The organism is Cohnella luojiensis, from assembly GCF_004564235.1.
GTDB classification, from domain to species: Bacteria; Bacillota; Bacilli; order Paenibacillales; family Paenibacillaceae; genus Cohnella; species Cohnella luojiensis.
In genome coordinates this window covers 45,171-52,728 of record NZ_SOMN01000016.1, presented here as the reverse complement: position 1 = coordinate 52,728, position 7,558 = coordinate 45,171, and the positions used below count along the sequence as shown (strand labels likewise).

The 7,558-nt window shown below is 46.5% G+C and carries 6 protein-coding genes; 1 reads left to right on the top strand and 5 read right to left on the bottom strand.

Annotation, left to right across the window (positions count from 1 at the left end; translation table 11 throughout):
- Positions 1-517: 517 nt before the first annotated feature.
- A complete protein-coding gene (locus E2980_RS12615) occupies positions 518-2,653 on the bottom strand; it encodes a M6 family metallopeptidase (RefSeq protein ID WP_135152531.1) in 2,136 nt (711 codons plus the stop codon).
- A 187-nt stretch (positions 2,654-2,840) separates the two neighbouring features.
- On the opposite strand from E2980_RS12615, the gene E2980_RS12610 reads away from it, so the two are divergent.
- Positions 2,841-3,317 (top strand): DinB family protein, encoded by a 477-nt coding sequence (locus E2980_RS12610; RefSeq protein ID WP_135152530.1) that lies wholly within the window; start codon positions 2,841-2,843, stop codon positions 3,315-3,317.
- 108 nt (positions 3,318-3,425) lie between these two features.
- Here the strand turns inward: E2980_RS12610 and E2980_RS12605 are convergent, their stop codons facing one another.
- From E2980_RS12605 to E2980_RS12590, 4 genes are read right to left on the bottom strand one after another with little or no spacing between them, the layout of a single operon-like run.
- Positions 3,426-4,493 carry a GerAB/ArcD/ProY family transporter gene (locus tag E2980_RS12605; protein WP_135152529.1) on the bottom strand — a complete coding sequence of 356 codons (1,068 nt, stop codon included), beginning with the start codon at positions 4,491-4,493 and terminating at the stop codon, positions 3,426-3,428.
- Entirely contained in the window at positions 4,490-4,702 is a 213-nt protein-coding gene (locus E2980_RS12600) for a hypothetical protein (protein WP_135152528.1), read from the bottom strand. Before E2980_RS12600 ends, E2980_RS12605 begins: the two co-directional genes overlap by 4 nt.
- A gap of 6 nt (positions 4,703-4,708) precedes the next feature.
- The gene (locus tag E2980_RS12595; RefSeq protein ID WP_276322273.1) at positions 4,709-5,920 is read right to left on the bottom strand and encodes a Ger(x)C family spore germination protein; all 1,212 of its coding nucleotides are present in this window, start codon (positions 5,918-5,920) and stop codon (positions 4,709-4,711) included.
- 7 nt (positions 5,921-5,927) lie between these two features.
- Positions 5,928-7,430 (bottom strand): spore germination protein, encoded by a 1,503-nt coding sequence (locus tag E2980_RS12590; RefSeq protein WP_240703013.1) that lies wholly within the window; start codon positions 7,428-7,430, stop codon positions 5,928-5,930.
- Positions 7,431-7,558 lie beyond the last annotated feature (128 nt).

Here is a 7,558-nt window from a genome sequence, read left to right as displayed (position 1 = left end):
ACGCCTACACCTTTACAATAGGAGTTTTTATGTTGATTCACCAGAGATATTTCATCATAATTTTACATAAATAGTAATTTATAGATTTAATTTTATTCATGTTAGGTTTTACGCATGTCTAGTGGACCAAAGCTAACTACAGCTTGCCAAACGAGCTCAAAAATGAATTTAGTTCGACCAAAGCTAACTACAGCTCGCCAAACGAGCTCAAAAATGAATTTAGTTCGACCAAAGCTAACTACAGCTCGCCAAACGAGCTCAAAAATGAATTTAGTTCGACCAAAGCTAACTACAGCCCGCCAAACGAGCTCAAAAATGAATTTAGTTCGACCAAAGCTAACTACAGCCGATCGCTTTCTTGGAAGTAAGTTTCAGCGAGTGTTTCAAGAGTACCCTAAGCTAATTAGATTGCCATTTTACATAGAAAACACCCCCTAGAATTTCATCGGATTAACCCAGGGGGTTTTTCAAATGTCTATTCTAAGGGGTGCACTTCAAAGTCCGGCCGTCTTGTTATTTACGGATGACTGCGTTTATAGTTTTCCTTTTCGTTCTGGCGATCTTCCCTGTCTTTGTTCTTCATGACCACTTCATACTCATAAGAGACGCTGGCGTTCGTACCTTCGGGAGCCGCATAAGTCGTCATCATGACGATGCGCTCATACTCGGAGCCGCGAAGCATTTTTCCCAGGTCGATAAGCTTGTCTTCCGACATGTTAAGGAGGTTGCGGAACCGGATCACTTTCACATTGTCATTGCCTTTGCTTTTCTTGTAGCCGATGAACTGGACTTGGTAATTGACATATTGACCGGTGGCTTGCTCCAGGCTCATAAATCCGGAGGTGGTAGTCATCGGATCAATCGTAGCATCGTTCAACTTCAGGTTCGACAGGTACCAGCCTGATTCCGTAAAGCCCCAGTCCGTCAGGTAACGAAAGCCCAGCAGAACTTTCTGACCGGCATAGGCAGTTAAGTCGAACGTTTCCGTTTTCCAACCGTTGGAGCTGCCCGTAAATCCGGGGAGATTCTCCTTGACCTTCGGATAACCCAAATCGACGACGTCGCTGCGGGTATTGGCGTTAGACAACGAGGTCCATGTCTTCCCATTATCGGTAGACACTTGGACAACGCCGAAGTCCCATTGCTCTTCGATATTGTAGCTGGTATCGAAAGACAGGATCGGTGCGGTTTGACCCGTCAGATTGAGTTCCTTAATAAGGAAATTGTCAGCCAGATCGCCGGTATTTCCCCACAATACTTCGCCTTTGACCGGGTCTGTGGCGCTAGTCCAGTTCGTTCTCAAGAAATCAAGGCCCTTAAAGTAAAGGTGATCGATTTTCTTGTCCGGAACGATGACCTTGAAGTCGGTTCCCCAAGCGGGAGATACGATGTCGGGAAGAACAGATCCATCAACGTTCGGCGCCAGATCGATCGAATCGAACTTATAGCTGCCTCCGGTCTTCTGTGTATCCAACATAATGGAGGTCATGAAGTCCGCATACACTTCGTTAAAGGTCAAACGGCCGTCACCGTCATCGTCGCCTTCGTCATCGCCTTCATCATCATCGTCGTTTCTATTGTCCTTGATATTCACTTTGCCGAGAAGGTCGTTTATGCTGCTTATTCCATGCAGCTGATCATGGAATTCATCCCGAATGAAGGCTTCACCGAAGCGGTCATAAAGATATAGCTGGAACAGATAGGCGTTTCCGTAATCCGCGAGAATTTGCAGATCCGTTTGATCGCCCCATAAGGTCAAGGAGTTACGGAGATGATTCATAAAGAAATCCACATGCCCCTGCGAGTGACCGTAACCGACGAGGTATTGGGCGAAGTCGGACAATCCTTCGTTAATGAAGTTTTCTTCGCCGGAATCCGTATCGCTATGCAGCAAATGCTGGAATTCATGAGCGAATACGCCTTCATACAAGAACGGTCTTGGAGCAGTTGGACCCGTGCGATTCAGCCAATCGAAGTTATCTACCGTCATGACGTTGCGGTCGGACAACTCGCTGATCGTAGGGGAGAAGTATCCGGCAATGTAGCTCGGGTAGTCGGGATTATAATAGCTCTGGTCTTTGATATTGTCTATCAGAATGACCACGCGTCCGCTTTCGTCCATATAATCCGGCAGAACTCCATGTTCGCCTTTCCGTTCTGCGGGAGGAGCGAAGAAAGACACTTCTTTCTCATATATCTTGGTATCGAATTCACTCATCAAATATTGAACTTGAGCGTCGGTGATCGCCGTGAGGGAATTGCGTGGATCGCCGCTCGGGTAATTGAGGTTATTGGCCACCCAGACTTCGCCGTATTTACCGACGGCACGCAATGTAAATGAGGTCAATAAGTATCTGCCCGTGTAATCATCATGCGTCACCCACCGGACGACCTTGTTGCCGACATCATCAGGAGTAACGGTCGCGGTGGAGCCCGCCTCTGCGGAACTGCCGATCGCTTCCGCGCCGGAGAGATCCAACCGATTCTCCGCTTTGATTTGCTCTACCGTTTCGGATCGGAGCTTAGGTCCGATATCAAGCACGGTCGGATTCGGATTGTAACTGGCCGGTGCTGCTATTGCGGAAGAAGGGACTGCGATGCTGCCTGCCAAAATGATAGAAGTAAAAAGACTGACGACTTTGCGACCTGTCATAATATTCCTCCTTTGGATTTCAATTCACCGCTATCATATCAACCCAAGCAACCTTTGAAGAGTGCCTATAAGACCGGATACAAAGTCATGCTCTATGGGGATTCTTGTCGTTGATGCGAACATACATTCCATTACTGTAGATATGTGATATGATTAACTTCACACATTGACTAAGGAGTGACTACAAATGACAGAAACCGATCTGATCATTTTAAATTTCGAGGAGATTAGACGGAGAAGCATCATAGTATGGAAATCGATTCCGGAAGAAAAGTTGAACTGGAGACCCGATCATGAAGCATTATCCTGCGCCGAAATGATTAGGCATGTAGCAGAAGCGGAGTTACTCTATCATCAAATTCTCGTAAATAGAGGCAGTTTAACTTCAGCCCCTGAAACAAATCCTTTTGATGAAAAAGAATTTACGACAGTAGAAAATGAACTGAAGTTTATTCAACCTTTTCGAGACCATTTCTTGAGCTATGTCGGAGCTTTTAATAAAGACGACTTAGAAAACATTAACATAGACCGTTCCGATGTAGGCTATATTAGGACGCTTGGAGATATGTTGTTGCGTATTGCGTATCACGAATCCGTCCATACCGGACAATTATTAGGCTACATGAGAACAATGGGAATAGCTCGACCTAAAGTATGGGATTAATTATTGCGTGCAAACAAGAAATCGCCGCTCTCGGTGTTGATGCCGAGAGCGGCGAGGCCATTCGTAAGACGCTGACTTGGTGCATGAAATTTATATCTTGTTTTTTGGTTACTTCTTAATTATCGCAACCCCCAGAAGCAGCAAGGGGAGGACGAGTCCGATTGTTAGCGCATATAACGGCCAAACCTTCGCATCAAACGATATTAAATAGCTTATATTCGGAACGATAAAGTAGGCAACGGCATAAAGGATCATTCCCAAAGGCAAAACAAGAGAGCGATAATCGGGAAGATTCAACGTCTGAGAGAGACTTTGGACGGATATGTAAAAACAAATAACCAGTTTAACAAAGATGGTAATGAACCAGATAACGGCCATGATGACCTCCACCCGTTGGATAAATTCGCCTATTTGTATCTTTTTGGCCAATCGAAAGCTAGGATAAAGTTCGCTTGCCGTGTTTTCCGCCCCTAATACCAACAGGCTAAGCAGCGTAATCACGAACAAAACAAGCCCTCCGAACAGCGTACCCGTCAATAACGATTTCCCTGCTTCTTTTGTCCGCTTCACTTTCGGATAAATCATAAGCAGCAAGACAAGCTCCGCGAAAGGAAATCCGATATACGGATATGCGGCTTGCAGGACGGGCTGTATCCCTTTCGCAAGCATAGGCTGAAGGCGATCAAATTCAATATCATGGAGAAGCAAAGACACGAACACGATCAAAAGAATTATAACCAATGGGAAAAAAATATCCACGGTGCGGGCAATGTTCGAAATGCCATAACGGACCCCTATAACCACGATACACAGGTATACGATATGGATCGCTTGAATCGGCGTTTCCGGGAACATGGACGAGGTCAGAAAATCGCCGAGATTTCGCAAGACGAGAACCGTCAGGATAAAAGCGTAAGTAAACCACAAGAAGGAAACGATAGTCCCCAGCCACTTCCCGAGTATTTCCTTGCTATACTCTACCAAGGTCTTGCCTGGAAAGAGGCGGCCTAGCGCATAATAGATCCCTACCAGTACAAGTCCGACGATCATTCCGACGATTGAGGAGATCCATGCATCTTGTTTGGCTTTCGAAGCGAGCATCGACGGCAGCAAGATCAGGGAGGTGCCGATGACGAAAAGAGACACCATCTTCTTGAATTGACTCGCTTCGATCATCTTACGATTGGCCCGTATATGATTTTAATCAACTCGAGCGGGCTTGGCACTTCGACTCCTAAACCCACGACAATGTTAAGCGCAACTCCGCCGATAAGCAATACGGAAAAAGCCCATAGCTCCTTCCGGCTTTTATTTCTGCGAAGGGTCGGCACATCGATCATGATTATCGCCATGCCGACCGCTAAGATCAAGAGGACACTCCACATGTTTCGCTACCCCTCCATTCTTTCGTAAAGAGACTTTGTCGTCTTAAACATCTTCTGGATATTAGACTCCACCCGAATGTTTACCCGAATCGTCGGAAAAACCTTGTCCCAGTCGATTTTTACCTTTTCCCAATATTGAGGGTACTTCCGCTCGACGGCTTCTCCGAACCCGAAAATATCCGACTTGTATTTGTTTTGCATGGTATTCACTGCCGATAAAACGGAGTTTTGGATATGGCTTGAGGTCAGCCGCTCCACTAGAGTTATGGATGACGGCTTCGTAAAGTCCATGCGGCATTGAGCATCGGTAATTACTCCTTCCGTTTTGATTCGGATATGAATGACCGGCTTGCCGTCCTCCATGACCGCTTTCATTGTTTTTTTGTTGCGGAGGATTTCCACCGTTATTTTGTTTTTATTTTTAGGACAAGAGACCAACTCGACCGTGCTTTTTATTTTTCCTTGCGTGTAATTGTATCCCTTGCTGTCATCCTCGTTTAACCACCCGAGCATTTTATCTTTTTTGAAGACCGCCACCCCGGAGTAATGGAGATTGGCAGGAGATAAAATTTTCTCTACGTTTGCTTTATCGTTGCCGATCTTAGGATCGCCTATTAATCTAATTCCAGTTACCGCCGCTTCTTTCCCTTTGCTGACGACGTTGGAAATGAACTCGTCGAATTTAACCGCAGCGCTTGTCCCCCATGCTTTTGACGAGACTTCAAGAGAAGCTCTCATTTTGGTCGCCGGCGTTTTTTCCAGGGCCGTGAACACTTTCAGAATATCTTGAGCTTCGGCTCTGCGGGCGATTATGACATAAAAATCACTCCGGTATTCGTGATCTCTTGAGATATGATCCAATAATTTACCAATGCCCTCCTTTGCGAGTTTTTCTCCGATAACAAGCATCTGAAGCTGTCCGACGTATATTTTTCTTGTGCTTTCTATCGTCATTCTTCTGGCTGCCTCTTGAATTCCTCTGCCCTTTTCCTGAAACAAAGAGACGGGAGCACGGAAAGTAGCGCCGCCGCCCTCTTTGCCCGCAACAGCTCCCGGATCCACAATCTGATCGGTTAGCAAAATTTGATTTCCTCTCTTATCCACGCCAATAGCAACGGAAATGGCCAAGTCATTCAATTCGCGACGATTCCAGCATCCGGCCGCCATCGTCAAGCACAAGACCGAAACAAGCGCTCTATACCCTCTTTTCGTACAAATACCTCCTTTAGGTTTCCGGCTTCGGCGAAGGTTGACTCTTCTCGCGAATTGTATTTTTCCTGCTTGCGGTACGGGGACGCGATGTCATTGCCCACCAAGGGGTACGTACCATCGCGTCTTTTTTATCTGCCGCAAGGACTGGCGCGTAAGGAGACATATAGGGGATACCGAATGAACGCAAGTGACAAAGATGCTGAACAATCCCGATCAGTCCCGCAAGAATTCCGAACAATCCGAAAGTAGCCGCTAGTATCATGAATCCGAAACGCAATATTCGAATGGGAATACCCATGTTATACGAGGGTATGATAAAACTCGCAATTGCTGTGATGGAAACGACAATGACCATAGCTGCCGATACGATTCCCGCTTGCACCGCAGCCTGACCGATAACAAGAGCCCCTACGATGGAGATGGCTTGTCCGACTGCTTTCGGCATGCGAACTCCCGCCTCGCGCAAAAGCTCGAAGGTTACTTCCATCAATAAAGCTTCTATGAAAGCGGGAAACGGTATTCCTTCCCGTTGCGCGGATAAACTGATCAACAGCTGGGGGGGCAGCATTTCATGATGAAAAGTCGTGATGGCTATGTACAAAGGCGGAGCTAGTAAAGCGATTACCAACGCCAAATAACGGAGCAAGCGAACGAGGGTAGAGATGTCGGAACGCTGATAATAATCTTCGGCCGACTGAAAAAATTGCGGAAACAGCGCCGGAACCAAGAGGACGAACGGCGTTCCGTCCACTATAATGGCGACCCGTCCCTCTAGAAGCCCTGCAGCAATAACGTCGGGTCTTTCGGTATTAAAAATCGTAGGGAATAAGGTAAACGTCTTATCCTGGATCAATTCCTCAATATACCCGCTTTCCAAAATTCCGTCTATTTGAATGCGTTTGATTCGGTCACGGACCTCTTTCACCACTTTATCCAAGGCGATCCCGTTCACATACATCATGGATACGACGGTTTTGGTTACTTGGCCTACATTGAAGTTTTCCAACCAAAGGTTATGATCTTTGATTTTCCGACGAATCAATGCGATGTTAGTATCGATATTTTCCGTGAATCCCTCTTTCGGTCCTCTAATAACGGGTTGGGTACTCGGCTCCTGAATGGCGCGATCCTCCCCGCCACGTGAACCGATCAGCAACCCATGTTCGCTCCCTTGGCATAAGAGAGCGGTATCCCCGGATAAAATGCCAGTCAGAATCGTATTCAAATTTACTGCTTCTTGAATCTCTCCGACGGGCAGCAACAATTGTTTAAGCAGATCAACCCCATTTTCGTTTTGCGATCGTATCGCCTTGAAGTGCTCGTCCAGATCATGTGACATCAAGGGTTCCATAATAAATTGATTGATGAATTTGGTATCGACCAGGCCGGAGATATATATAATTGCCGTTCCGACTCCGTTTGGGCCGCCGAAAAGCCATTCTCTTACGACAATATCCGGGCTGTTGCCTAGAGATTGCTTGATCTTCTGAATATTGTCCCGGAGATCGTTTGCCAAAACAAAACACCTCCTTGCTTGTTTAGAATATAATTCCCCCAGAGGCAGTTATTTCATGCAATTCGGGCTATTTGTTTTTTCTCTAAGTGGGCGCGCAGCTTAATCCGGCACGACGGCTACCATGCCGG